Source organism: Paraburkholderia sp. 2C, from assembly GCF_054589215.1.
Genome location: NZ_BAAILL010000068.1, coordinates 111,417 through 137,903 on the forward strand (window position 1 = coordinate 111,417; position 26,487 = coordinate 137,903).

21 protein-coding genes are annotated in these 26,487 nt (G+C 61.6%); 7 read left to right on the forward strand and 14 right to left on the reverse strand.

The features are described 5' to 3' along the window. Positions 1-237: 237 nt before the first annotated feature. From ACYPXD_RS31410 to ACYPXD_RS31425, 4 genes are all read left to right on the forward strand, one after another. Entirely contained in the window at positions 238-603 is a 366-nt protein-coding gene (locus tag ACYPXD_RS31410; RefSeq protein ID WP_459721290.1) for a BON domain-containing protein, read from the forward strand. Between the two features lie 314 nt (positions 604-917). Beyond that, positions 918-1,883, forward strand: a complete 966-nt coding sequence (locus ACYPXD_RS31415; protein ID WP_459721294.1) for a LysR family transcriptional regulator — start codon at positions 918-920, stop codon at positions 1,881-1,883. 363 nt (positions 1,884-2,246) lie between these two features. Beyond that, positions 2,247-2,777: an RNA polymerase sigma factor gene (locus tag ACYPXD_RS31420; protein ID WP_459721299.1), complete on the forward strand. Its 531-nt coding sequence runs from the start codon at positions 2,247-2,249 to the stop codon at positions 2,775-2,777. Between the two features lie 573 nt (positions 2,778-3,350). Continuing rightward, positions 3,351-4,322 carry an ornithine cyclodeaminase family protein gene (locus ACYPXD_RS31425; RefSeq protein ID WP_459721302.1) on the forward strand — a complete coding sequence of 324 codons (972 nt, stop codon included), beginning with the start codon at positions 3,351-3,353 and terminating at the stop codon, positions 4,320-4,322. An 87-nt stretch (positions 4,323-4,409) separates the two neighbouring features. Here the strand turns inward: ACYPXD_RS31425 and ACYPXD_RS31430 are convergent, their stop codons facing one another. The 9 genes from ACYPXD_RS31430 to ACYPXD_RS31470 all read right to left on the reverse strand — a co-directional run bounded on the left by ACYPXD_RS31430 (position 4,410) and on the right by ACYPXD_RS31470 (position 15,150). Next, on the reverse strand, positions 4,410-5,465 hold the full coding sequence (locus ACYPXD_RS31430) for a LysR family transcriptional regulator (RefSeq protein ID WP_459721307.1): 1,056 nt from the start codon (positions 5,463-5,465) through the stop codon (positions 4,410-4,412). 108 nt (positions 5,466-5,573) lie between these two features. After that, the gene (locus ACYPXD_RS31435) at positions 5,574-6,332 is read right to left on the reverse strand and encodes an amino acid ABC transporter ATP-binding protein (protein WP_459721310.1); all 759 of its coding nucleotides are present in this window, start codon (positions 6,330-6,332) and stop codon (positions 5,574-5,576) included. A gap of 64 nt (positions 6,333-6,396) precedes the next feature. After that, complete coding sequence (locus ACYPXD_RS31440) at positions 6,397-7,527, reverse strand: amino acid ABC transporter permease (RefSeq protein ID WP_459721313.1); 1,131 nt, start codon at positions 7,525-7,527, stop codon at positions 6,397-6,399. 5 nt (positions 7,528-7,532) lie between these two features. Further along, the gene (locus tag ACYPXD_RS31445) at positions 7,533-8,825 is read right to left on the reverse strand and encodes an amino acid ABC transporter permease (RefSeq protein ID WP_459721317.1); all 1,293 of its coding nucleotides are present in this window, start codon (positions 8,823-8,825) and stop codon (positions 7,533-7,535) included. Between the two features lie 66 nt (positions 8,826-8,891). Beyond that, the gene (locus ACYPXD_RS31450) at positions 8,892-9,953 is read right to left on the reverse strand and encodes a transporter substrate-binding domain-containing protein (protein WP_459721320.1); all 1,062 of its coding nucleotides are present in this window, start codon (positions 9,951-9,953) and stop codon (positions 8,892-8,894) included. 225 nt (positions 9,954-10,178) lie between these two features. Beyond that, positions 10,179-11,264, reverse strand: coding sequence for an alanine racemase (locus tag ACYPXD_RS31455; protein WP_459721323.1), 1,086 nt, complete (start codon positions 11,262-11,264; stop codon positions 10,179-10,181). A 158-nt stretch (positions 11,265-11,422) separates the two neighbouring features. Further along, positions 11,423-12,853 carry an aldehyde dehydrogenase family protein gene (locus tag ACYPXD_RS31460; protein WP_459721328.1) on the reverse strand — a complete coding sequence of 477 codons (1,431 nt, stop codon included), beginning with the start codon at positions 12,851-12,853 and terminating at the stop codon, positions 11,423-11,425. 574 nt (positions 12,854-13,427) lie between these two features. Next, positions 13,428-13,949, reverse strand: a complete 522-nt coding sequence (locus tag ACYPXD_RS31465) for a single-stranded DNA-binding protein (protein WP_459721331.1) — start codon at positions 13,947-13,949, stop codon at positions 13,428-13,430. 43 nt (positions 13,950-13,992) lie between these two features. Next, positions 13,993-15,150, reverse strand: coding sequence for an MFS transporter (locus tag ACYPXD_RS31470; RefSeq protein WP_459721335.1), 1,158 nt, complete (start codon positions 15,148-15,150; stop codon positions 13,993-13,995). Between the two features lie 332 nt (positions 15,151-15,482). Here ACYPXD_RS31470 and uvrA point away from each other — a divergent pair, with 332 nt between their 5' ends. From uvrA to ACYPXD_RS31485, 3 genes are all read left to right on the forward strand, one after another. Further along, entirely contained in the window at positions 15,483-18,440 is a 2,958-nt protein-coding gene (uvrA, locus tag ACYPXD_RS31475) for an excinuclease ABC subunit UvrA (RefSeq protein WP_459721338.1), read from the forward strand. Positions 18,441-18,481: 41 nt separating this feature from the next. Then, positions 18,482-19,567, forward strand: a complete 1,086-nt coding sequence (locus ACYPXD_RS31480) for an AI-2E family transporter (RefSeq protein WP_459721342.1) — start codon at positions 18,482-18,484, stop codon at positions 19,565-19,567. A 243-nt stretch (positions 19,568-19,810) separates the two neighbouring features. Next, a complete protein-coding gene (locus ACYPXD_RS31485) occupies positions 19,811-21,097 on the forward strand; it encodes a PepSY-associated TM helix domain-containing protein (protein ID WP_459721345.1) in 1,287 nt (428 codons plus the stop codon). Between the two features lie 30 nt (positions 21,098-21,127). Here ACYPXD_RS31485 and purU read toward each other — a convergent pair whose 3' ends face one another. The 5 genes from purU to ACYPXD_RS31510 all read right to left on the reverse strand — a co-directional run bounded on the left by purU (position 21,128) and on the right by ACYPXD_RS31510 (position 26,390). After that, positions 21,128-22,009, reverse strand: a complete 882-nt coding sequence (gene purU, locus ACYPXD_RS31490; RefSeq protein ID WP_459721349.1) for a formyltetrahydrofolate deformylase — start codon at positions 22,007-22,009, stop codon at positions 21,128-21,130. A 38-nt stretch (positions 22,010-22,047) separates the two neighbouring features. Continuing rightward, the gene (locus ACYPXD_RS31495; RefSeq protein WP_459721354.1) at positions 22,048-22,932 is read right to left on the reverse strand and encodes an NUDIX hydrolase; all 885 of its coding nucleotides are present in this window, start codon (positions 22,930-22,932) and stop codon (positions 22,048-22,050) included. A gap of 21 nt (positions 22,933-22,953) precedes the next feature. Next, entirely contained in the window at positions 22,954-23,568 is a 615-nt protein-coding gene (locus ACYPXD_RS31500; protein WP_459721357.1) for a LysE family translocator, read from the reverse strand. Between the two features lie 125 nt (positions 23,569-23,693). After that, positions 23,694-24,260: an adenine phosphoribosyltransferase gene (locus ACYPXD_RS31505; RefSeq protein WP_459721360.1), complete on the reverse strand. Its 567-nt coding sequence runs from the start codon at positions 24,258-24,260 to the stop codon at positions 23,694-23,696. 123 nt (positions 24,261-24,383) lie between these two features. Next, complete coding sequence (locus tag ACYPXD_RS31510) at positions 24,384-26,390, reverse strand: monovalent cation:proton antiporter-2 (CPA2) family protein (protein WP_459721365.1); 2,007 nt, start codon at positions 26,388-26,390, stop codon at positions 24,384-24,386. Between the last annotated feature and the right edge of the window lie 97 nt (positions 26,391-26,487).

Sequence of the window (26,487 nt, forward strand, 5' to 3'; positions counted from 1 at the left end):
CACGCTCAATGCGATTCGCCTGCTTCGCTTTACCGGACGAATGGTCGCGCTGCCGCTTGCGCACAGCACACGATGCATTTAGTGAACGACACGCGCATACTGTCCCTGCCGCAAAACGGCGATGAGTCAAATTCGTCTTGCAATAGGGCGGCGATTGGCTATTTTTACTTTTGCTTTTCTGTTGTTTTCCGATTCGTCACGCGGGCCCCCCCAATAACTGAGACAAAAGGAGCTGTCATGAACGCGATCGATCTGTTGAAGGTGATGGTTGTTGCAGGATGTGTGGCGGTGACGTCGAGTGCCTGGTCGCAGACGAGCGATTCGACGGCCAATCCATCGGCCGCGACGACGACCGATGCGAAAGCGATGAAAAAGGCGGACCGCATGCTCGCTCGCGACGTGCGCCGCGCGATGGCGAAGGCACAGGGCTTCGATGTGTCGAACGTGTTTGTGAAAGCCCGCAGCGGAGCGGTAACGCTTTCCGGCACGGTGCCGGAGGGCGACCAGATCGCGCAGGCCGGCGAAATCGCGAAGGGTGTCGCCGGCGTGAAATCGGTGAACAACAAGGTCACGCTCGGCGTGCAGGGCGGCGGAGGGAATTGACCTGACGCCGCGTTGCCGGCGGCGACATCGATATTCGGCACGATGAAACGACCCCGCGGCGACGCGGGGTCGTTTTTTTGCACGCAAAGTTCGCGATAACGCTCGCCGCTTCGCTTGCCCGACCCGACATCCGATAAAAATTACACAATGCTTTCACGTAAAGATTGTCTACTAGAACATCATCGACTTCGGAATAAAGCACACGCCAAGGTGTTCTCCGTCTAATAGGCCGTCTTGCGCGGCTCACCTCAAAACACAATAAACCGGGGAGTTGCGTTGACCGGGCGATCCTTGGCACCTATTCAGCCAGCACCATGTCCACTAGTTCACCCCGCCTGAACTCGGGCCTCCTGCACGCGATTCGTCTGTTTGTGCGCGTCGTCGACGCGCGCGGCTTTACCGCTGCCGCCCTGCAGTCCGACCTGACCGCAGCGCAGGTTTCGCGGATGATCGGCGAGCTGGAGCAAAGGCTCGGTACCAAACTGCTGCATCGCAATTCCCGCCACGTGTCGCTGACGGGCCCCGGCGAACGCTATCTGATCAAATGCCGGTCGATCCTCGATCTGGTCGACGAAGCCGAAAACGAAGCGCGCGATGCGGCCACGCGGCCGGCCGGCACGCTGAAGGTGTCGTGCATGTCGAGCTTCGGCCGGCATCATCTGCTGCCGCTGCTGATGGAGTATCTGCAGCGTTATCCCGACGTAAAGGTCGAATATTCGACGCGTCAGAATGCGCCGGACGTGCTCGCGGAAGGCATCGATTCGAGCGTCTACTTCGCGCAGGAACTGCCGCATTCGACACTCGTCGGGCGCAAGGTCGGCGGCGTGCGCGGCATTTTGTGTGCGCGCCCCGACTACCTGTCGCGTCACGGCACTCCATCGCACCCCGAAGATTTGATGACGTATAGCTGCCTGAAGCTTGTCAATATCACGCGTGACTGGCAACTTACCGATGGCGATTCGACGATTACGCTGCCGATATCCGGTCCATTCAGGGGCGATTCGTCGGATGCGGTGTTGAGCGCGGCGTTGAGCGGGCTCGGCATCGCGCTGCTGCCGCCATGGTCGATCATCGACAGCCTCAAAACCGGCGACCTCGTGCCGGTGCTGCCGCAATGGCGTACGCCGGAGATCGGCGTCTACTCGCTGATTTCGTCGCGCCGCTACCTGCCCGCGCAAACCCGCGCGTGGATCGATCTGATCGCGGAGAAGTTGCCGGTGGCGCTCGGACGCGATGAACTGATGGTCTCGCGGTTCATTGCGACGTCGACCGAAGTTTGATCCAGATCAAGGTTTCGGCCTCTTTCGAAACACGCATATCTGAATTGCGGCTAGAGAATAACGCGATTCAGGGCTGCGCATTCAAGCGTGGCGGCGCGGCGACCGGCATCGGCAACGTTCGTTACGTCACATGCAACGTTGCCTTTCGCTCATCATGGTGTTGAACTGCTTTCGCAGTCTTTAACATCGGTCACAAGGTCGCGGTGGGCCGTTCGGCCCACCTCATACAAACTCCTTACTCACACCCGTTGCTTCACGAGGTCCCGCGTATCCGCCCGGACCGGGTATAGCTTGTGGTCGCGAGGCTTGCCATTGTGCGAGACATTGCGATGGAGTTCGGGGGCATTCAGGGGGCACTGACGTATGGTCAACCAGGACAGCATCGCCGGTATCGAGTCGTTGCCACGCATCTGGGCATTCGCGCTGCGCCTCACCGAGCAGGAACGGGACGCCGAGCAGCTCGTCGTGCAAGCATGCCGGCGTTTCTCGGCCGAGGATCTGAGCCGTGGCGCGTCGCGCTATCTGCGTCCGCTGCACCGGTTCTTTTCGATCATGGCCACGCTCTGGCTCGAAGAAGGCTACGCGCAGCGTCATGCGCAGCTTCGACCGCTCGGCGGCGACTGCGCGTGCGGGCCGGGCAACTCGAGCGAGCGCCCCGCCACGGAATGCATCCACTGCCTGCTGCGACATGCGGTCGCCTCGCTTCCCGACTCGCAACGCGTACCGATGCTGCTCGTGCTCGTCGAAGGCTTGAGCTATGCGGAAGCGGGAGACGTGCTCGCGATGTCGAAAAACGAGGTCGCTGAAATCGTCGCGCAAGGTAGAGCCAGGGTGGCTGGTATGCTCAGCAAGCATCGGCAACACAGCGGCGCCTGGCAATCCGAATTGTGCTGAAGGAATATCGTTAGGGCGATGCCGCGGGGTCAAAAGGTTCGGCGCGGGCGCGCAGCGGCTGCACCGCCAGCCACCGAGTCAAGCAAAAGGCCGGAACCTTTGGTGTAAAGGTTCCGGCCTTTGTTATTCCGGACTTCGTTCTCTAGCTCTTGCCGCAGCGTGTGCGAACGACAGCGGTAATCAAGGTGCCGTTCGTGCGGCGCAGCTTGGATCAGAACGGCTCTATTCTGCAATTACGTCAAGATTCGCGTCAAACGGCGCGGTGATGCGAGGTTCACCGAAATTCGGGCGAAGAAACGTAAAGCTTGAACACAAAGGCGTGCGCTTAAGCAGCCAGTCGATGCGCAAACTGCGCGAGAAGTGAGACCAGCTTACGCTAACGCAAACAGTCCGCTGATGTTCAAATAGGAGCTTTCTACAATGGGAGCGGCGTGACTCCCGTGAAGAAAGACGCGCAAGCAGATTGGTTAATTCATCCGTTAACCCATCAATCATGCAGCGTTAACCCATGCTTGCTTTTAATAGCCGATACTTTCCAACCAACGGATGCTATGGACACGAAAGTGAGCTGCGATGCGAAGTGATGCCAGACTGATTCTTCTCGACAAACACCAGGTCGACGCGTTGTTGAAGCCTGACGAGTTCGTTGATGCAGTGCGCGAGGCGTTCGATCTGCACAGCCGGGGCGAAGGCCGTGTCTTTCCGGTCGTCCGGGAGCCGCTCGCGACGGGCGGCGTATTCGGGATCAAATCGGGCGATGTGCAATCGCAAGGTTTGCTCGGCTTCAAGGCGGCGGGGTTTTGGCCCGCCAACCGCAACTTGGGCGGCGAGCCGCACCAGGCCACGATTCTGTTGATCGATCCGAAAACCGGCCGGCCTGTATGCGTCATCGACGGCAATGCAGTCACGACCATGCGCACGGGCGCTGCCGGCGGCTTGGGTTTGACCCTCCTCGCACGCGCGAACAGCACTCGTCTGTGTGTGTTCGGCACAGGTGTACAGGCGCGAGTACAGGTCCAATTCGCATTGCGCGTGCTCGAACAACTTTCCTGTGTTCGCTATGTGACCGCCGACGGTGAACGCGATACATCATTTGAAGAACAGTTCACGGGACGCTGTGAAATCGTTCATGCGACCGACCGTAACGCCGCGGTCGCCGACAGCGATGTAGTAATCACGGCGACGCCGGGCAAAGGTGCGCTCTTCGACGCGCACGCGGTGCAACCCGGCACCCACCTCAACTGCGTTGGTGCGGACACTAAAGGCAAACGGGAACTTCCTGAAGGTTTGCTTGCGCGCGGCCGTCTTTTTGTCGACGACCAAACCCAGGCGCGCGAGATCGGCGAGACACAGTGGGCGCCTGACACCGCGTGCATCGAGATTGGCGATCTGATCACCGGGCGGATTCAGATTCACCGGCAATCTGACGACATCACCATATTCGACTTGACAGGGATAGCCCTGCAAGACCTGACCGTGGCACGGCTGCTTCACGAGCGCGCCAGCGAAATGGGTACCGCGACCTCGCTAGCGTGGCCCTGGTAATGTGGTCTGGGCCGCGGTCCTCGCACACGGCGCCCTCGAGATCATGGTGCATTTGACTTCGAGCATAAGAAGTCCGTCGCCAACCGGTCACGCAGCGCTCGCGGGACTCATCAATCCCGCAGCCGCCGAGTCCTGTCCGCATTTACCGCCCTGAGGTTGTTCGCTCCCTGAGCGCGGCAACCACGGTTGTTGTAACGTCGACGCATGCAGAAGTTCCAGAAAACGTTGGGCCCGCAGCGAGCGTCCGTTTCGTGAACTAACCAGCGCGACGATATCCGCGTCCGGCTGCACCCATGCTTCAAGGAGCGGGACCAGCCTGCCCGCATGCAAATGCTCGGCAACGTCCCACTCGGAACGCGAAATGATACCGAGCCCGGCAAGCGCCCAATCGCGCACCGTGCCGCCATCATTGCTGGTCAGCATCGGCTCGATCCTGACGTTGGCCGCTGCATCACGGTCTTTCGATGTGAAACGCCACATCGTCACATCTTCATCGTTTTCGCGCAGCACAATGCAGTCGTGCGTGAGCAGTTCGTCGGGATGTTGCGGTTCGCCACGCCGCGCGAGATAGCCCGGCGCCGCGCACAGGATGCGGCGATTGGGTGCAAGACGCCGGCTGATGAGCGACGACTCGCGCAACTCGCCGATATGCACCATCAAGTCCCATATGTCATCTGAAATACGCGCGGGGCGGTCGGAGAGCATCAGGCTTGCGCTCACTTCCGGATAGAGGACGCGAAATTGTGCAATGGCCGGCGCGACGTAACGCTGCCCGAAACCAAGCGGCGCAATCACACGCAAATGTCCGGCAACCGTCCCGCGCCGGGACGCCAGCGTGTCCGACAAATTGCCGATGTCAGCGCAGATCCGGCGCGCGTGTACCGAAAGCAGTTCACCCTCATCGGTGAGCCCCATTTTGCGGCCCGACCGGTTGATTAACCGCATACCCAGCCGATTCTCCAGAAGACGAAGGCGCTGAGTGACCGCGGGCGGCGTCACATCGAGCTTGCGTGAGGCGTCCGCCAGCGACACAGCACTCGCAAGTGTGATGAAAAAGTGCAGGTCCTCGGTCGAGATCATTGATTCGAGCGTGAGCGCAACGGTCGCCCGATGATAGTCCGCGGTTTTTTTGATCGCCAACATTTTTTCACGCCTCGTTTTGAGCGATTCCCGCACAAAGCAGCTTCACAGCGGCATCTTCAAAAAGGTGCAGCGGAAGCGAGAAATGATTCTGCAAGGCTTGCAACGGCATCAATGTTTGAGCACGCGTGAAAGGAAGGTGCGCGTCCGCTCGTGGACGGGATTGTCAAAAATGACCGCGGGCTGCCCCTGCTCAAGCACCTTGCCGTTATCCATATAGATAACGCGGTCCGCAACCTCGCGCGCGAACCCCATTTCATGCGTGACGATAATCATCGTCATCCCGGAACGGGCGAGTTCCCGCATCACCTCAAGAACCTCGCCGACCATTTCCGGGTCGAGCGCTGAAGTCGGTTCATCGAATAACATCAGGCGCGGCTCCATCGCGAGCGAACGGGCGATGGCTACCCGTTGTTGCTGTCCTCCGGAAAGCTGTGACGGATACTTATTGACATGGTCTCTCAATCCAACACGCTCCAGAAGCTTGCGAGCTGCGACCTCGGCTCGCGCGCGCGGCCACCTGCGTACGCGGACCGGTGCGAGCATCACATTTTCCAGAACGGTCTTGTGAGGAAACAGATTGAAGTGCTGGAAAACCATCCCGACTTCCCTGCGAATACCCGCCAGTTCTTTCCTCGACGTGCCGAACCCGTCTTCTGATGGTGCCAGTTCGATGCCGTCGACAATCAGCCGGCCGTCGCCGAAATTTTCCAGACCGTTGACGCAACGAATCAACGTCGACTTGCCCGATCCACTCGCCCCAATAATGACGACCACCTCACCGCTGTGAATTTGCAGATCGATGTCTTTCAGCACATGAAACGCACCATACGATTTGTTCAGCTTGTGCATCTGGACAATCGCGGACATATTCACTCCTTCATCAAAAATTACCCGGTTTAGCTAACTGGGCGACTCTGCCGGGTACGGGCGCCTAGCGCGCCCCCTGGCTCAACTTCACTTCGATACGGCGGGCTCCGTACGATATGAGCGAGCCGATCGCGAGATAGGCAGCGAACATGAATACATAGATTTCATATTGAGCACTGCTGTACTGCGGATTGGCGAGAACCGTCTGTCCGGCCTTCAGGAAATCCGTGAGTCCGATGATGAAGAGCGCTGGTACGTTGTTGAACAGGTCGAGAACATTGCCGACGAGTGCGGGAATCACCGCCCTCAATGCCTGCGGAAGGACAATCATGAAACTCTCGTCCAGTGCACTGAACCCCAGAGACTGCGCCGCCTCCGACTGTCCTCGTGGTACCCCCTGAATCCCCGAGCGCACATACTCGGCGGCATAGGCCGCATAGAAAAGCACGAAACCGGCGACCCCGCGGGCCAGGTCCGGGATGTGAATCTGCGGCGGAAACACCAACGGGATAATGATCCAGGACCAGTAGACCGTGCAGACTAGCGGCACCGAACGCAGTAGTTCGATGTAACCGGTGCACGCGAGCCGGAGGCTCGCGAACCGGCTATTTCGGGCGAATGCCAGCGCGATGCCAACGGGCAGGCTAAGCAATGTGGCAATCGCCGTGACGAGAACACTCAGGAGCAGTCCGCCCCACCGGTCGACGCCGGCTGGAGCAAGTAGTGCGCAGATGCTGCCGACGCCCAGAAGCCACAGCAAACCCATCCCGCGACCGAGCTGCGGCCATCGGCTTGTTACGGCGCACGCGCCGAATGCAATGGCCAGCCAGCCGATCGCACCGGCGAGCCATTGAAGATGAATTCCGTAAGATGCGGCCGCCGTCACTGCCAGCAGCACGGCGGCAATTGCATAGCCCTTCCAGCGTGGCGTCAGCAAGAGGAGACCTATCGTCATGCCGAACAGTGCGCTCAGGCCGCCGCCAGCGACTAACGCACGCCAGATCTGATTTGCCGGAAATGTCCCGACCAGCAATACCGTCAGATTGTCGGTCACGACATCCCAATGCGCGGAGAACAAGGTCCAGCGCATCAAAAGAAATCCCGCGTACAGCGTCAACGGAATCGACACCACGGAAAGCAGCGAACTGGACGGGCTCCTGAACAGGTTTTGCCGCGTCCAGCGGCCGATGGTCATAGCCATTATCGTGCCCCCCTCCTCATCACGCGCCGGTTGTAAAGATTCACAATCGCGCTGATCGATAAGCTCATCAGCAGGTAGACCACCATCACGATAAGTATCCCTTCGAGAGCCCGGCCAGTCTGGTTGGCAACCGTCCCGTAGACGCTGAACATATCGGGAAACCCAATTGCAATTGCGAAGGACGTGCTCTTGGCCACCGTGACATACAAGTTGCCAAGAGAAGGCACAATCACGCGAACTGCTTGCGGCAAGACAATGACCCACAGGGACTCGCGACTCCCGAGTCCGAGCGCCGCAGCGGCCTCCCACTGCCCTTTTTCGATCGATTGCAGCGCACCGCGGACCACTTCAGCGACATACGCTGCAAAGTTGACACCGAGTGCGATGATCAGACTGGCCATTTCGGGAGAGAAGCCCGCCCCGCCCGACACCGAAAAGGCATCGGCTTGCGGCATGTCGATGCTGAACGGCCGTCCGGCCAGCGCAAGCCCCAGCACCAGTATCGCGGCACTCGTCATCAAGGCGATGCGGCGCCATCTCGCTGTGCGAACGAACAGGCCGGCGGCAAACACGACCGCCGCAAGTCCCGCAAACCATGCATAGCGGGATGCCGCGGGAGTCGCCGTCAGCCATGCGATGAACACGCCTTGGCGGCTCGCGATCAGTGCCCCATGCAACAGCGACGCATCCGATAAACCCGGAAGTTGCAGCAGTACTGCGAAGTACCAGAAAATTATCTGAATCAGTAACGGTGTGTTGCGTATGAGTTCAACAAACGCCCATGCCCAGTTTTTGACGACCCAGTTATCGGACATCCGTGCCACACCGACAATCACGCCAAGCACGGTGGCGAACACGATCGATATGAGCGTGACGACAAGCGTGTTGTATAGACCCGCGAGCAGCGCCTGTGCGTAGGTCTGCTGGGAATTGAACGGCGCCAGCGTGTAGCCATGCGGACCTTTGGCGATGGTCAGGCCTTCGCTGATGTTAAAGCCCGCCGGCTGCGCGAGAAAGTCGAGACTGAAGCCGATACCGTGGCGCCGAAGGCCGGCCCATATCAAACCAAGGAAGGCCAATACGACAGCGACGATCGCCGCCAGAATCAATGTCTGGATCGCCGCTGATCGTTCGCGTGCTCGTTTCCGGCGCTGCGACTGCACTCCCGAAACCGACGCAGGAATATGTTCAGCCGATCGGGTTTCCGTTCTGGACAGCTTTAATTGCGACACGATTCCCTCTCCCGTGGCGTCGAATTTCTCAGGATGGTCGGAAAGTTGATCGAATTTCATATCCAGACTTCACTGAAGCGGGCGGCGAGGCGCTCGCCGCCAATGCAGCAGCGCCACTCGTGCTCCTTAGTACCAGGGAGGCGAATACATCATGCCGCCTTCGTTCCACGCTGCATTCAGAGAACCCTTACGCTCGATTGCATAGGGTGTCTTGGGGCCAATGTTGCGGTCATAGATTTCCCCGTAATTCCCTTCGGATGCGATGACCTTCTGGACAAAATCAGGCTGGAGCCCGAAGTCCTTGCCAAGCGTGCCGTTCACCCCCAGGAATTTCTGGAGATACGGATCGGTCGTCTTCACGAAAGTGGAGAGATTGGCGGAAGTGATGCCGTGCTCTTCCGCTTCGAAGGTCGCATAGACCACCCACGTCAATGCAGCGTGCCAGCGAGGATCATCCTGCGAAACAAACCCGGCGAGCGGTGATTTGTCGAACGCTTCGGGGAGAATCTGGAACGCAGCCGGATTGCTCGCATTGCCGCGCCAGCCAGCCAAAGCGGACTTGTCGGTCACCATCGCATCGCAACGTCCTGAATTCAACGCGTCAAACAGCTTGTTCGTATCCTGATAGGTCAATACCTTGCTCGATGCCTTCCAGGTGTGAGCCTTGAAATAGCCGGCGAGCATCTGTTCCGTTTCCGAACCCTGAGTCGTGCAGAACGTCGCGCCGTTAAGGTCGCTGATGTGTTTGACCTTCAGCGCGGTTTTGACGAGCACGCCGGTACCGTCATAAAAGTTGGTCGGCAGAAAAGAAATGCTGAGCGCTGCCGACTCGCGCGTCGGTGTCACTGTGCTGTGCGCGAACACAACGTCGACCTGCCCTGTGCGAAGCGCGTTGAAACGGCTCCGATCCGTGACGATCACGTACTGGACCTTGTTCGGATCGCCTAACACGGCGGCAGCGGCCGCCCGGCACAGATCGACATCCATCCCTTCCATCTTGCCGGTCTTCGTATTCAGGTAGCCGAAGCCCGGCGTTGCATTGTCCGTGCCGCACAAAAGCGTGCCGCGCTTGACGACCGTGCTCAAGTGATCTTCATCGGCATGCGCAGCCGGCATGCCCAGCGTCAAGGCCGCGCAACTCACCGCCAGACAGGCGAAGAGACGGGCCGCGTCAAAGCGGATCTTCATGCAGTTTCTCCTACCCGGAAAGATGACGTCGACCCGCCGGTTCCGGGTTCCTTCGGCGCGACGCAAAAATGCAACCAATCATCGATATTCAATTCGGAATCCCTGGCGCCACAGCCATTTGAAGTCCGGGAAGGCCAGATCCTTTTTCCACGTCATGGGTAAGCCTGAAGTGCAGTGGGTGGGATGGTTGTCCTGTCAGCACGCGGACGGATTCACGGCTCTCGGTCACCAGCCCCGAAACCGCGGCCACTGCGCGGCGATGTCCCTTGAGCCCGTGCGAATCAACTCGTAGTGGCCGTGTTGGGCGGCAGTCGCGCAGGCGTGATTCGGGAGAATGCGCAGCAGCGAACCGATGGGCAAATCGGGCAATGGCGCCTCGCTGCCGCTTCGCACGCCGATAATCCCCTGCTCCTGGTTCGTCTGGACCATGATCAGATCGGGGTAGGGCACGCCGTCGATACTGCATACGACGCCATAGCCCTGATCGATGCGCTGCGATGCGGTACCACGATCGCGCGACATCGCCATCCAGCCTGCATCGACGAGAATCCAACCCTTGTCTGCCTGGTGACCGATGACGGTGGCAAGCACGCTGACCGCGATATCCTCGACGGTGCAAACCTCAAGACCCGCCATCACAAGATCGAAGAACACGAACACACCTGCACGCACTTCGGTGACACCGCTCAGGTCGGCCGCGAAATGAGCCGTCGGCGTCGAACCCACGCTGACAACCGGAACGGGCAGCCCCGCACCGCGCAGCACCGTTGCGCAACCCACTGCCGCCGCGCGCTCGCGTTCGGCGATGGCAACGATTTCTTCGATGCTGCTGCACGCATACGACTCCCCTGCGTGAGTCATGACGCCTCGCAATTGCGCCCCGCCATGATGAAGCGTGTTGCCGATGGCCAGCAGGCCAACCGTGTCCTCCAGACGCACACCGGCGCGGTGACCGTCCGAGTCGATCTCAATCAGCGTGGGGATGCGATCGTTCGTGCGGCGTGAGTGCTCCGCAACTGCTCGCGCGGCATCAATGTTGTCGACCACCAGCGACAGGTCGACGCCCTCCCGGCGCAACGCAGTCACGCGGTCGAGCTTGCCGGGCGCGACACCGACACCGTAGAGAATGTCGCGAACACCAGCGGCGGCGAATTGCTCCGCTTCGAGCAGGGTCGATACCGTGGCCGGTCCGTCCGGACTCGTCATTACGCGACGAGCTACGTCAATCGACTTCGGCGTCTTCAGATGCGGTCGCAAATCAACGCCAAGTCCGGCGAGACGTCGTCGCAAGCGCGCGATGTTATTCATCATGCGGCTCTCGTCGAGCAACAGTGCGGGCGTGGGCAAGGACTCGATCGAACCGGTCCGTTGCGTTTCTACGCGCAATGCGCCGCGGCCTCGCTCACTCGGGTCCGGTGAAGTCAAAAGGGTGCTCGACATAAACTCAGCTTTGGAATGAGTTGGGGCGCTTACAGCGCGACGACACCGGTCTTGATCTGCGCAAAACTGCGCAGGCCCTCAGCGCCTTTCTCACGACCGTACCCCGAGCGCTTGAAACCGCCGAACGGCAGTTCGACCCCGCCGGAAGCGCCATAAGTGTTGACGAAGACCTGCCCGGCCAGCACCTCACGGATCATTCGATGTGCAGTACCGAGATCACGTGTCCATACGCCGGCGACCAGACCGTAGTCGGTGCCATTGGCGAGCCGCACGGCCTCGTCGATGTCGCGAAACGGCGTCACCGCCAGCACCGGCCCGAAGACCTCTTCCTGGCCGAGCGGGCTGTCGGGGTCGACGTCGTCGATCAACGTGGGCTGCAGGAAAAAGCCGTTGCCGAACGCGCCGCCGTTCAAGGTGTTTCCACCGGCGACGATCTTTGCGCCGCTTCCGCGCGCCTGATCCAGAAAAGACACGACGCGGCTGCGCTGCGGTTCCGAAATGAGCGGCCCCACGATCGGGTCACTGAGCGCCGGACCGATCGTCACGTCGGCAAATGCCTTCTTGACACGTTCCACGAAGATGCCGCGCACACTTTCATGGACCAGCAACCGCGAGCCGGCCGAGCATGTTTGGCCCGCCATCTGCAGGATGGCGTTGACTACCCCCGGTACGGCACGTTCCATGTCCGCATCGGCGAACACGACGTTAGGCGATTTGCCGCCCAATTCGAGCGTAACGGGGATCACGCGGTTGGCTGCAGCACGAGCGATGACGCGTCCCACTTCAACCGAGCCGGTGAACGAGATATGGTCGATGTCCCTGTGCCCTGTTAGCGCCGCGCCGGCGGTTTCGCCGTAGCCGGTCACGACGTTCAGGGCACCGGCCGGCAAACCGGCTTCGAGCGCCAGCCACGCCAGGCGCAGGGCAGTCAAGGGCGCTTCTTCAGCGGGCTTCAGCACGCAGCAATTGCCCATTGCCAGCGCCGGTGCGATGGTGCGCGCGAAGATCTGCATCGGGTAATTCCATGGGATCACATGAGCCGTGACGCCATGCGGCTCCCATTGCGTAAAGATCATCGTATCCGCGTTCAACGGAATGGATGATCCATAGTGTGTCTCGACTGCGCTTGCGTAGAAGTCGAAATACCGTGCTGTGAGTTCGGCATCACGTCGCGCTTGCCGCAAAGGCTTGCCCGTTTGGAGCGCTTCGAGATGACCAAGCTCATCCCGGTCTCGTTCGATCAACTGTGCGAAGCGACGCAGAATGCGCGCACGCTCAGCGACTGCCACCTTGCGCCATTGATGCGACGCACGCCGTGCCGCGCTCACGGCAAGATCGATTTCCGCAGGGCCGCAGTCCGGCGTCGCGGCGATCGACTCGCCACTGGAAGGATCGAGCACCGCGACGGTGTTGGATGTCTCAATCGACTCGCCATTGATGACGGCTGCTACCTGCTTCATTGCTTGACTCCTCGGTCATTCGTGGACGAATCGCGCCGGTCGGCCTCGCCCCGTCCCTGGAAATTCGCCACGGTTACTGCGCCTGCGAGAATCAATTGGCATACGGTCCGACGGAGTATTACCAGTCAAATTGCGACGGGGGTTAACGCCACTTAACTTCATCCTTAACGTGAGCGTTAACCTCCGGACAGCTCGGGGCCGACGGATATCGAGGAGGGCAACGCAGAAACGAACATGGGGAATGCGGCGAGCGTAAGGTTGATCCGGCGTCAGCTCATCAGCTGGATCGACCGGCGCGAACCGTACTTCATTTGACGGTCGTCGCGACTCACGAGCAGATCACCCAGCACGGCCTGATACTCGTGCCTCGACATACGGTTGGCGTTTCGGACAGAGGCAACACGAGAACGGTGATCGGGCGCACAGAGCCGATTACGGGTGAAAGTTCACCGGGAGCCGCGGCCAGCCTCCGGCAAATGTTGCGGGTCTTGAAGCGACATGACGCTCAGATACAAAAAAGAAAAACCCCGCCAAGAGACGGGGTTGATCTTTACACTTTCCAGTTACGAGACCCTCAGAACGGAATATCGTCATCCATCTCGTCGAAGCCGCCACCGGCCGGCGCGCTCGGCCGGCTCGCTGCACCGCCACCGCCGCTGCGCGCCCCACCGCCGCCACCGCCCGCCGCGCGGCCACCGCCGCCGCTGCGCTCAGCCGGTTCGCGGCTGTAACCGCCGTCGTCGCCGCCACCGCCCGCGCCACCGCGGCCGCCGAGCATCTGCATCTGGTCCGCGACGATCTCCGTCGAATAACGATCGGTGCCGTCCTGTGCCTGCCACTTGCGCGTGCGAATGCGCCCTTCGATATAAACCGACGAGCCTTTCTTCAGATATTCGTTGACGATTTCGGCAAGCCGTCCGAAGAACGAGACGCGATGCCACTCGGTCATTTCCTTCATTTCGCCGGACGCTTTGTCCTTATAGCGGTCGGTCGTGGCAAGGCGAATGTTCGCCACTGCGTCGCCGCTCGGAAGGTAACGGACTTCCGGATCGGCGCCGAGATTGCCGACGAGAATGACCTTGTTCACGGATGCCATAAATTTCTCCAAGTAGTTCCGTCGTTGCTTGCGGGCGGCAGTGTCAGGCCTTGCGCGGCGGCTGTTTCATGTTTGCGGCGATTATAAGCCAGCACAAAACAAGCCCCGAACATGCATAGAACACGGCACTCGATCCGTCGATTTTCAGCAGCCACCCGCCGACCACGCCGCCCAGCGCAAGCCCGATGGACTGCGTCGTGTTATAGACGCCGACCGCCGCCCCCTTGCGCGTGCCGGGCGCAAGCTTCGAGACCAGCGAAGGCTGCGACGCTTCGAGAATGTTGAAGCCGAGAAAATAGACGAACAGAATGGCCGCCACGATCGCTATGGTATGCGGAGCGGCGCCCAGTAGTAACTGGCCGATCAGGATAAGGAAAATCGCACTGACGAGCACCACTTTCATCTTGCCGCGCTTCTCGGCCGCGATGATCGCGGGCACCATCATCACGAACGACAGCGCCATGACCGGCAGATAGATCATCCAGTGAGAGCGGACCGGCAGGCCGTCTCCTTCGAGAATGCGAGGCACCACGAGAAAGAGTGCGGTCTGCGTGGCGTGCAGCACGAGCACGCCGAAGTTGAGCCGCAACAGTTCGACGTTGTGCAGCACTTCCCTGAACGGCGCACGCACGTGCACGGGCTTCGGCGCATCGGGCACGACCCACAGCACAACGCCGACCGCGAGCACCGAGAACACGCCGACCAGCGCGAAGAGTCCGCTCATGCCGACCCACTGGAATACGATCGGCGCACCGATAATCGCCACCGCGAACGAAATGCCGATGCTGCCGCCCACCATCGCCATGGCTTTCGTGCGATGTTCCTCGGAGGTCAGATCCGCGATAAACGCGATCACCGCCGACGACACCGCGCCCATTCCCTGAATTACGCGGCCGACGATAATCCACGTCATGTCGTGTGCGAGCGCGGCAACGAAGCTGCCCAGCGCGAATATCAGCAAGCCCGTGGCGATAACCGGCTTACGGCCGACCTTGTCCGACACCCAGCCGTAAAAGATATACAGAAGCGACTGCGTGACGCCATATGCGCCGAGCGCGACGCCGACGAGGAACACGTTGTCGCCGCCGGGAATCGTCTTAGCGTAGATCGAGAACACCGGCATGATCATGAACAGGCCAAGCATGCGAAGCGCGAAAATCGACGCAAGCGCCACGGTCGCGCGCAATTCTGATGCGCTCATGCGAGTGGAAGCGGCAGACGGATTGGACATCGACGGAGATTTTCTGATGAACGTGCGGATGCGGGCTTAGCCCCGGCTAGCGTTTTATGACGCACCGCGCCCGCTTTTTGCTGTACTCGCGGTAACGCGCAGTGAAGTGCGCCGCATCATGCCACACCGCACGGTTACGTGACCCGGTGCACGGCACCGATGCATAGCCTGGTGCACAGACCGCGCTACACCGCTGTTCCCCGAGCTTGCACAGGCTTTCGGGCACGATCAGGCCGCCATAACGGCGGTCTGGAAAAGTCGTTATAGTAGCAGGTTTAGTTTCCCTTCTTCCCGCAGGATTCATGGAACAAATCCGTATCCGTGGGGCTCGCACCCACAACCTGAAAAACGTCAATCTCGACTTGCCGCGTCACAAGTTGATCGTGATTACCGGGCTGTCGGGGTCGGGCAAGTCGTCGCTGGCGTTCGACACGCTATACGCGGAAGGGCAACGGCGGTACGTAGAAAGCCTGTCGGCGTATGCGCGGCAATTTCTACAACTGATGGAAAAGCCCGACGTCGACCTGATCGAAGGGTTGTCGCCGGCCATTTCGATCGAGCAGAAAGCGACATCGCACAATCCGCGCTCGACCGTCGGCACGGTCACGGAAATTCACGACTATCTGCGGCTGCTATTCGCGCGCGTCGGCACGCCGTACTGCCCGGATCACAATATTCCGCTCGAAGCGCAAAGCGTGTCGCAAATGGTCGACGCGGCGCTCGCGCTGCCCGAAGACACGAAGCTGATGATCCTCGCGCCCGTCGTCACGAACCGTAAAGGCGAGCACGCCGATCTGTTCGAAGAGATGCAGGCACAAGGCTTCATTCGCTTTCGCGTGCGCTCGGGCGGCGGCACCGCGAATGAAGGCGTCGCGAAGATCTACGAGGTCGATTCGCTGCCCGCGCTCAAGAAAAACGACAAGCATTCGATCGACGTCGTCGTCGACCGTCTGAAGGTTCGGCCCGACATGAAGCAGCGTCTGGCCGAATCGTTCGAAACGGCGCTGCGTCTGGCCGACGGCCGTGCGATTGCGCTCGAAATGGACACCGACACCGAGCATCTGTTCAGCTCGAAGTTCGCCTGCCCGATCTGTTCGTACTCGCTGCAGGAACTCGAGCCGCGTCTTTTTTCGTTCAACAACCCGATGGGCGCATGCCCGGAATGCGACGGTCTGGGGCAAATCACGTTCTTCGATCCGAAGCGCGTGGTCGCGCATCCGTCGCTGTCGCTTGCGGCGGGCGCCGTCAAGGGGTGGGACCGGCGCAATCAGTTTTACTTCCAGATGCTGCAAAGCCTCGCGGCGTTCTACGAGTTCGACATCGACACGCCGTTCGAAGAACTGCCCGAGAAAATCCGCAAAGTGCTGCTCTACGGTTCGGGCAAGCAAACCATTCCGTTCTCGTATATCAATGAGCGCGGCCGCACGTCGGTGCGCGAGCATGTATTCGAAGGGATCATTCCGAATCTCGAGCGCCGTTACCGCGAAACCGATTCGGTCGCGGTGCGCGAGGAACTCGCCAAATATCAGAACAACCAGGCGTGCCCCGCGTGCGAGGGCACGCGCTTGCGCCGCGAAGCGCGTTTCGTGCGAATCGGCGCGGACGATTACGCGCGCGGCATCTATGAAATCAGCGGCTGGCCGCTGCGCGACACGCTCGGCTATTTCCAGACGCTGCGTCTCGAAGGCTCAAAGCGCGACATTGCGGACAAGGTGATCAAGGAAATCGTCGCCCGGCTGATGTTCCTCAATAACGTGGGGCTCGATTATCTGTCGCTCGAGCGCAGCGCCGAAACGCTGTCGGGCGGCGAAGCGCAGCGCATCCGGCTCGCTTCGCAGATCGGCTCGGGACTGACCGGTGTCATGTATGTGCTCGACGAACCGTCGATCGGCCTGCATCAGCGCGACAACGACCGGCTGATCTCGACGCTGAAGCACCTGCGCGATCTCGGCAACTCGGTCGTCGTCGTCGAGCACGACGAAGACATGATCCGGATGGCCGACTATATCGTCGATATGGGGCCGGGCGCCGGCGAGCACGGCGGCATGATCATCTCCGAAGGCACGCCCGACGAAGTGCAGGCCGATCCGGCGTCGCTGACCGGCCAGTACCTGAACGGCACGCGCCGCATCGAATATCCGGACGATCGCAAGCAGCCCGACGAGCGGCATCTGCGCATCATCGAGGCGTACGGCAACAACCTGAAGCACGTGACACTCGACCTGCCGGTCGGCCTGCTGACCTGCGTGACGGGCGTCTCAGGCTCGGGCAAGTCGACGCTGATCAACGACACGCTATACCAGGCGGTCGCGCATCATCTGTACGGCTCGGCAACCGAGCCGGCGCCGTTCGAGGCGATCGAAGGCCTCGAGCATTTCGACAAGGTGATCAACGTCGACCAGTCGCCGATCGGCCGCACGCCGCGCTCGAATCCGGCCACCTACACGGGCGTGTTCACGCCGATCCGCGAGCTGTTCGCGGGCGTGCCGGCCGCGAAAGAGCGCGGCTACGACCCGGGCCGCTTCTCGTTCAACGTGAAGGGCGGCCGCTGCGAAGCGTGCCAGGGCGACGGCGTGATCAAGGTGGAGATGCACTTTCTGCCGGACGTCTACGTGCCGTGCGACGTCTGCCACGGCAAGCGCTACAACCGCGAAACGCTCGAAGTGCAGTACAAGGGCAAGAACATCAGCGAAGTGCTCGACATGACCGTCGAACATGCGCACGAGTTCTTCAAGGCGGTGCCCGTTATCGCGCGCAAGCTGAAGACGCTGCTCGACGTCGGCCTCGGTTATATCCGGCTCGGCCAGTCGGCCACGACGCTTTCCGGCGGCGAAGCGCAGCGCGTGAAGCTATCGCTGGAACTGAGCAAGCGCGACACCGGTCGCACGTTATACATTCTCGACGAGCCCACGACCGGGCTACACTTTCACGACATCGCGCTGTTGCTCGAAGTCATCCACCGGCTTCGCGATCAGGGGAATACGGTCGTGATCATCGAGCATAATCTCGACGTGATCAAAACCGCCGACTGGGTCATCGACCTCGGACCGGAAGGCGGCGCGGGCGGTGGGCAAATCATCGCGCAGGGGACGCCCGAGCAGATCGCGCAGTCGAAGGCAAGTTTTACCGGCCGTTATCTCGCACCGCTGCTCAAGCGCGGCGCGGCGCCAGCGGAAGCAGCAGAAGCAGCCAGTCCGAGCAGTAAGACAGCAAGCGCCGCGGCAAACCGGTCGGCGCGGGCCGCAAAGCAAAGCGCATAACCCGAACGCGCATAACCCGAGGTTGGAGACTGGACAAGGCCATGGCCAAGCGTAACGAGGCGACCGACGAAAAGCCGGTACAAGATCTGCGCCCTCGCCCGGTCAGGCTGACGAGCGATATGAGCCTGCCGAAGCTGTCGGCGGTGGAAATCGGCAGCTATATCGTCGCGCTGCTGGCGATGTGGGCGGTACTCGAACTGAAGCTGCTCGGCGCGCTGCTCGCCGGCATGCTGGTGTTCCAGCTCGTGCATACCATCGCGCCGCGCATCGAGCGACATATGTCGAGCCAGTGGGCGCGGTGGCTCTCGGTCGTGTGGCTGTCCATCGTTATTGTCGGCGTGCTGACCGGCTTCACGATCGGCATCATCGAGCACTTCGAGCACGACGTGCCGAGCGTGCAGAAGCTGCTCAATCAGGCGATGCAGCTGATCGACCAGGCGCGCGACCGCGTGCCGCAATTCATCGCGGATAACCTGCCCGTCGACGCCGACCAGATGAAGGAACGCGCCGCGTCGATGATGCACACGCACGCGGGCATGCTGCAGCAAAGCGGCAAAATGGTCGCGCGCGGCTTCACGCATGTGTTGATCGGGATGATCATCGGCGCGATCATCGCGGTCGGCGCGCAAAAGCATGTGCAGCGGCTGCCGCTTTCCACCGCGTTTATCCAGCGTATGTCGCGCTTTTCCGACGCGTTCCGGCGCATCGTGTTCGCGCAGGTGAAGATCTCGGCTATCAATACCGTGTTTACCGGTATTTTCCTGCTGCTGTTGCTGCCGCTCTTTCATGCGCCGCTGCCGCTCGCTAAAACGCTCGTGATCGTCACGTTTATCGTCGGCCTGCTGCCGGTGATCGGCAATCTGATCTCGAATACGCTGATCGTCGCGGTCGCGCTGTCGGTCAGTTTTCCGGCGGCGGTCACGGCGCTCGTGTTTCTGATCGTGATCCACAAGCTCGAGTATTTCCTCAATGCGCGCATCGTCGGCGGGCAGATCGAGGCGCGCGCATGGGAGCTGCTGATCGCGATGCTCGTGATGGAAGCCGGCTTCGGCATCCCCGGCGTCATTGCGGCGCCGATTTTCTACGCGTATATCAAGCGTGAGCTGATTTATTTGCGGCTGGTTTGACGCCGCCGCGAGCGGCTCATCCCGCGCCTCGCCTTGTCGCGCACACAATAATTACAAAAAACTTTCACTTTCTGCTCGATAGCGCCCGCCGCCCCTTGCAGCATCCGCCTGCCATCCTTAAAATGAGAACAATTCTTATTTACGCGGCCGGACGCAGGGGTTTATGGATTTTGTTTCGATCGGGAGCGCCTTTTCGAGCGCCTTGCTGCGCGTATTGATCTCGCCGCTCTCGCCGGTTTGCGCATGAGACCGGTACTCGTCCGCCTGCATCGATGGTTCGGCATCGCGATCGCGTTATTTCTGTTCGTCGCCGGATCGACGGGCGCCGTGATCGCGTGGGACCACGAACTCGACGGACTCCTGAACCCGACGTTTTTCCACGCGCGCACCGACGGTCCCGCGCTGTCGTCGCTCGAACTCGCACGCCGCGTCGAAGCAGCGGACCCGCGGCTGCGCGTCACCTACCTGCCGCTTGCGGTCGAACCGGGGCACACGCTGCAAATGATGGTGTGGCCGCGCACCGATCCTGAAACGCAGCAGCCCTACAAGCTCGACTTCAACCAGATCGCCGTCGACCCTGCGACCGGCGAGATCCAGGGCCGCCGCGAATGGGGCGCGGTCTCGCTCGCGCGGCTCAATCTGATTCCGTTCCTGTACAAGCTGCACTACACGCTACATCTGCCGTTCACGGGCGGCGTCGACATCGGCACATGGCTGATGGGCATCGTCGGCATCGTGTGGATTTTCGACAGCGTGATTGCGCTCGTGCTGTCGTTTCCGAGTGCGAAGGCATGGCGCAAGTCGTTTGCGTTTCGTATCGCGCGCGGCGGCTATCCGCTCACGTTCGATTTGCACCGCTCCGGCGGCGTCTGGATCTGGGGACTGTTGCTGATGATGGCGGTCACGTCGGTGTCGATGAACCTCAGCAACGAGGTCGTGCGGCCGATCGTCTCGCTGCTGTCGCCGCTCACGCCGACGCCTTTCTCGGACCCGACGCTCGCCGGCACGCCGCAGCCGGGCAAGCCCGATCTGTCGCGCGAACAGGTGCTCGAAGCGGCCGGCAAGATCGCCGCCGAAAAGCACATCGGGGCGCCGGCGGGCGCAATCTTCTACGCGGCCACGCTGCACACATACGGCGTCGGTTTCTTCGCGGCCGGCAAGGATCACGGCGACGGTCCGCTCGGCAATGCATGGATCTATCTGAATGCCGGGAGCGGCCTGCCGACCGGCGCGACGATCCCGGGAAAAGGCTCGGCCGGCGACATCTTCATGCAGGCGCAATTCCCGCTGCACTCGGGCCGGATTGCGGGACTGGCAGGACGGATCGCAGTCAGCGCGCTCGGCGTCGCGGTGGCGATATTGAGCGTGACCGGCTTGATGATCTGGCTGAAGAAGCTCGAAGCGCGGCGGCGTCAGACGCGCGGCGCGCCAAAGTTGCGCGATGCGACGACACCGACCGGCGCCGAAGAACAACCGACCGGGCGCGCAAAGCGCACCGAACCGGAGGAACGGATCGCGTCGCCGCAGTAAACAACACGCCGGCGACGCGCCTTCTACCGCCTAGCGGAACACCACCGTCTTGCTGCCGTTGAGCACGATCCGGTGCTCGACGTGCCATTTCACCGCGCGCGCCAGCGTCACGCATTCGACGTCGCGGCCGATCGCCGTCAGTTGCTCGGGCGCCATGCTGTGATCGACACGCTCGACTTCCTGCTCGATGATCGGGCCTTCGTCGAGATCGGTCGTCACGTAATGCGCCGTCGCGCCGATCAGCTTGACGCCGCGGTCGAACGCCTGGTAATACGGTTTCGCGCCTTTGAAGCTCGGCAAAAACGAGTGGTGAATATTGATTGCGCGTCCCGCAAGCCGGTCGCACAGTTGCGGCGACAGAATCTGCATATAGCGCGCGAGCACGACGAGATCGGCCTGATGATCGTCGATCACCTCGAGCACGCGCGCTTCCTGCGCGGCTTTCGCATCGGCCTTTCCATCACCCTTGGCCGCGGCGAGCGGGAAATGATGAAACGGAATGTCGTAGCTCGCGGCAAGCTGATAAAAATCCTTGTGGTTCGAAATGATCGCCGGAATCTCGATGTTCAACTGCCCGGTGCGATAACGGAACAGCAGGTCGTTCAGGCAGTGGCCGATCTTCGACACCATGATCACGACGCGCGGCTTCACTGTCGCGTCGTGCAGTTCCCAACGCATACCGAACTGTTCGGCGAGCACCGAGAACGCGCCACGCAGCGCATCGAGGCCCGGGTCGCCGCCCACTTGCTGAAAGTGCACGCGCATGAAGAACTCGCCGGTGTGGCTGTCGCCGAATTGCGCGGAGTCGAGAATATTGCTGCCGCGCTCGAACAGGAAGCCCGAGACCGCGTGCACGATGCCGGGCCGATCGGCGCACGACAGTTTGAGGATAAAGCTGTGATCGGTCGACATGACCCTGGTGACTCCCTTCTGCTAAACCTGTAGTTCGTTTATCGAGCGGCGCGGCCGGATGCGCTTGCAGATGCCGAGGCAAGCGCCGGCGGCTCGAACAATGCCTCGATGCCCGCGCACACTTCTTCGTCGATCCATTGCCGGCGCAGCATGCAATCGAGCGTCGCAAGGCTCGCATCGACCGTCATCGATCCTTCCTCGATCCAGCGCGCCACTTCTTCGATGCGTGCAAGCCGATGCTCGCCTACTTCGCCATCCTGATTGCGGGGCGCGAAGTCTTCGGGCAAGGCGAGGTCGTAGATAAAGATCTGCTCGGCCTGCGTGCCTTCGGGCAACGACTGCAACACGTGCGCCGTGCGTCCCGGCGTCGCGCGATCCGCGAGGTCTTCCGGAATGCCGGCTTCTTCCCAGCACTCCTTGATAATCGTCGTTTCGATGCTGAAGCCCCAGCCGATACCGCCCGCAACGACGTTGTCCAACATGCCCGGATCGGTGGCCTTGGTCTCGCTGCGGCGAGCGATCCAGAGCCGCGGCGCGCCTTGCGCGTATTCTACGACGCCGTTCAGATGCACCGCGTACGTCATCGTGCCGAAGAAGCGCGATGCCGCGCGCTCGATATACGCAAGCGGCGGCGCATCGAACGCATTGCGGATCGCATAGGTTTCGTCGCGCCAGCCCGGGATGCGGCCGTCGGCGGCGAGCGCGCCGATCACGGCGCCGAGCGCCGCGCTGCGATTGTCGAGCGTCGAGAAACGCGCGCTCAGCACGACACGCTGCGCGTCGATCTCGAACACATCGGGCCAGCGCGCGAGCAGCTGCGCATCGGTCGCGCGTATCCAGCCGACCTGCTGCGCGTCGATCCAGAACGAACGGTGCGCACTCGCGTCGAAGCGGCGCGCGGCGGCGATAGAAGGCAAGGTCATCGGAGCTCCAGAATCAGCCAATCAATCGCGTAGCGCGACGCGCAAACCGATTGCGATAAACGTCGCGCCGGCAATGCGGTCCAGCCACACGCCCGCGCGCGGACGGCGCTTCAACCAGTTGCCGATCATGCCCGCGCACACGCCGAACAGCGAAAACACGGCGACTGTTTGCAGCATGAACAGCGCGCCGAGTTCGAGCATCTGTACGGTCACGTTCTGCATGCCATGCGGATCGACAAATTGCGGCAGGAACACGATAAAGAACAACGTGACCTTCGGATTCAGCATGTTGCCGATCACGCTTTGCCGGAAGATCGACAAAAGCGGTTGCGGCGGGCGTTCGTGCGCGGTCGCGAGCCCTTTGCTGCGCAATGCCTTGATGCCGATCCAGATCAGATAGGCGGCGCCCGCGAGCTTGATCACCTCGAACGCAACCGGCGACGAGCGCAGCACCGCCGCCACGCCGAGCGCGGCAAGCGTGGTGTGGAACGTGATGCCGGCGGCAAAACCGAGCGCCGCGACAAAGCCCGCCGCACGGCCCTGCGAAATGCCGCGCGCGAGCACCTGCAGATTGTCGGGACCGGGCGCGAACGTGATCGCAACCGACGTGGCGAGAAAGAGCAAAAAGTTGGGCATCGCGCGAACCTTTTTACATGATGACTTCGTGTAATGGGTCATGCGCGGCAACCGCAGTGGTTGCCACAGTGGTTGCCGCAGTGGTTGCCACAGTGGCCGCCGCGGTCGTCATCGCGGTGGTCGCCTCAGTGGCCACCAAAGCCCGTGACCGTATAAAGCGGCAACCCGGAGGAACGCAGCAGCGTCGACCCGCCGAGATCGGGCAGATCGATAATCGCCGCGCCCTCCACCACGACCGCGCCGAGGCGCTCGAGCAGTTTCTTGCCGGCGAGCATCGTGCCGCCGGTGGCGATCAGATCGTCGACGATCACGACGCGGTCGCCGGGCTTGCATGCGTCTTCGTGCATCTCGACGGTAGCCGCGCCATACTCGAGCTCATACGATTCCGACACGCGCTTGTACGGCAGCTTGCCGCTCTTGCGGATCGGAATGAAGCCGAGATTCAGCTCATACGCGAGAATCGGCCCGATGATGAAGCCGCGCGCGTCGAGCCCCGCCACGTAGTCGAGCTTGGCGTCGATATAGCGCTGCACGAACAGGTCGATCAGCACGCGCAGCGTTTTCGGATGCTGCAGAAGCGGCGTGATGTCGCGAAACTGCACGCCGGGCTGCGGCCAGTCGGACACCGTGCGGATCTGGCTTTTGACGAACTCGGCCGCATCGAACGGCACGTTCGCAGGCGCGTTGGACATGATGTCTCCAGAAGGATCGTTGCCGATCCGGATCAAACTAGAAAAGAAAGTTTCCGCACGTTGCCCGCCTGTTCCTGTGCGGGGCCGCGGCGCTTCTCGGCGCGCCGGCGCATGGAGTGAGGTTCAGGCCGTCGCCGCGCTCGCCCGCCGATGTTTCGACAGCCGCTCTTCCGCTTCGGCGAGCGCCTCGGGCAAACCGCGCAGCACGACGATGTCGCTTGCGCGCAGCTTCGTCGACGGATCCGGCTCGACGCCGCGAATGCCGTGCCGGCGAATCGCCGTCACCTCGAGGCCCAATTCGTACAAGCCAAGCTCGGCGAGCGTGCGGCCGACCGCGTCGGCCTTTTCGTCGACCGGCACCGATTGTAGCCGTACCTGTTCGTGGCCGTCGTCATCGTCGACGTCGTCGGCGCCGTGGAAGTAGCCGCGCAGCAGGCTATAGCGCTCGTCGCGCAGTTCCTCGACCCGCCGCAGCACGCGCCGCATCGGCACGCCCATCACGACAAGCGTATGCGAGGCGAGCATCAGGCTGCCTTCGACGATCTCCGGGATCACCTCGGTCGCGCCGGCGGCGAGCAGCCGTTCGAGATCGCTGTCGTCGACGGTGCGCACGATGACCGGCAGCGTCGGTTCGAGTTCGTGAATGTTATGCAGCACGCGCAGCGCCGACGGCGTGTTCGCGTAGGTGATGGCCACCGTTCGCGCGCGGTGGATACCCGCGGCAAGCAGCGATTCGCGCCGCCCCGCATCGCCGAACACGACCTGCTCGCCGGCCGCCGCCGCGGCCGTGACGCGGTCGGGGTCGAGGTCGAGCGCAACGTACGAGAGCCCTTCGTGTTCGAGCATCCGCGCCAGGTTCTGCCCCGAGCGGCCGTAGCCGCAAATAATCACGTGTCCGCTCTGCTTCAGGCTTTGCGTCGCGATACGCGTCATCTGCAACGACTGCTGCATCCACTCAGTGGACGACAGACGCAGCACGATCCGGTCCGCATTCTGGATCAGGAACGGCGCGGCGAGCATCGACAGCAGCATGCCCGCGAGAATCGCCTGCAGCAGCGTCGCATCGACGAGGTGTTTGTCGAGAATCAGGTTCAGCAGCACGAAGCCGAATTCGCCCGCTTGCGCGAGGCCGATGCCGGTGCGCATCGCCACGCCCGGCGTCGCACCGAACAGCCGCGCGAGCGCCGTGACCATGACCGCCTTCAGCAGAATAGGACCGAGCAGAAAGCCCAGCACGATCAGCGGGTGCTGCCAGATCACGAGCGGATCGAGCAGCATGCCGGTGGTCACGAAGAAGAGGCCCAGCAGCACGTCGCGAAACGGCTTGATGTCCTCCTCGACCTGATGCCGGTAGGGCGTTTCGGCGATCAGCATGCCGGCGATAAATGCACCGAGCGCGAGCGACAGGCCGAACTTGTCGGTGACGAACGCGGCGCCCAGCGTGACGAGCAGCAGGTTCAGCACGAACAGCTCCTGCGAGCGCCGCCGGGCGACCACGTTGAACCAGCGCGTCATGAAGCGCTGCCCGATCACGAGCAGCAGTGCGAGCGCGATGACGATCTTCACGAACGCCAGACCGAGCGCCGCCATCACGTCGTGCGTGTCGCCGCCCGCGAGCGCCGCGATCACGATCAGAAGCGGCACCACCGCGAGATCCTGGAACAGCAGCACACCGAAGATATTGCGGCCATGCTCGGTCTCGATCTCGAGCCGCTCCGCGAGCATCTTGCTGACGATCGCAGTCGACGACATCGCCAGCGCGCCGCCGAGCGCGATGCAGCCCTGCCACGACAGGTGCACCCAATGCTCGACCGCGAAGCCGAGTGCGAGCGCGGCCGCGATCGTGCCGAGCACCTGCAGCAGGCCGAGACCGAACACGAGCCTGCGCATCGCGCGCAGCTTCGCGAGCGAGAACTCGAGGCCGATCGAAAACATCAGGAACACGACGCCGAACTCGGCCAGATTCTGTGCGCCCTTCGAGTCCGGCACGATGCCGAACGCGTGCGGCCCGACCAGAATCCCCACCGTCAGATATCCGAGCATCGGCGGCAGATTCAGATACCGGAACACGACGACGCCCACCACTGAAGCCAGCAGCAGGAAGAGCGTCATTTCAAGCGGGGAAATCATCGGCAACAAGCGTCCTGGTTCGTCAGAGAACGCTGCGCGCAAAGCACCGCGCAGCAAGGTTCAGAGGCCCGTGAAGGCGACATCCGGACAACTTCCG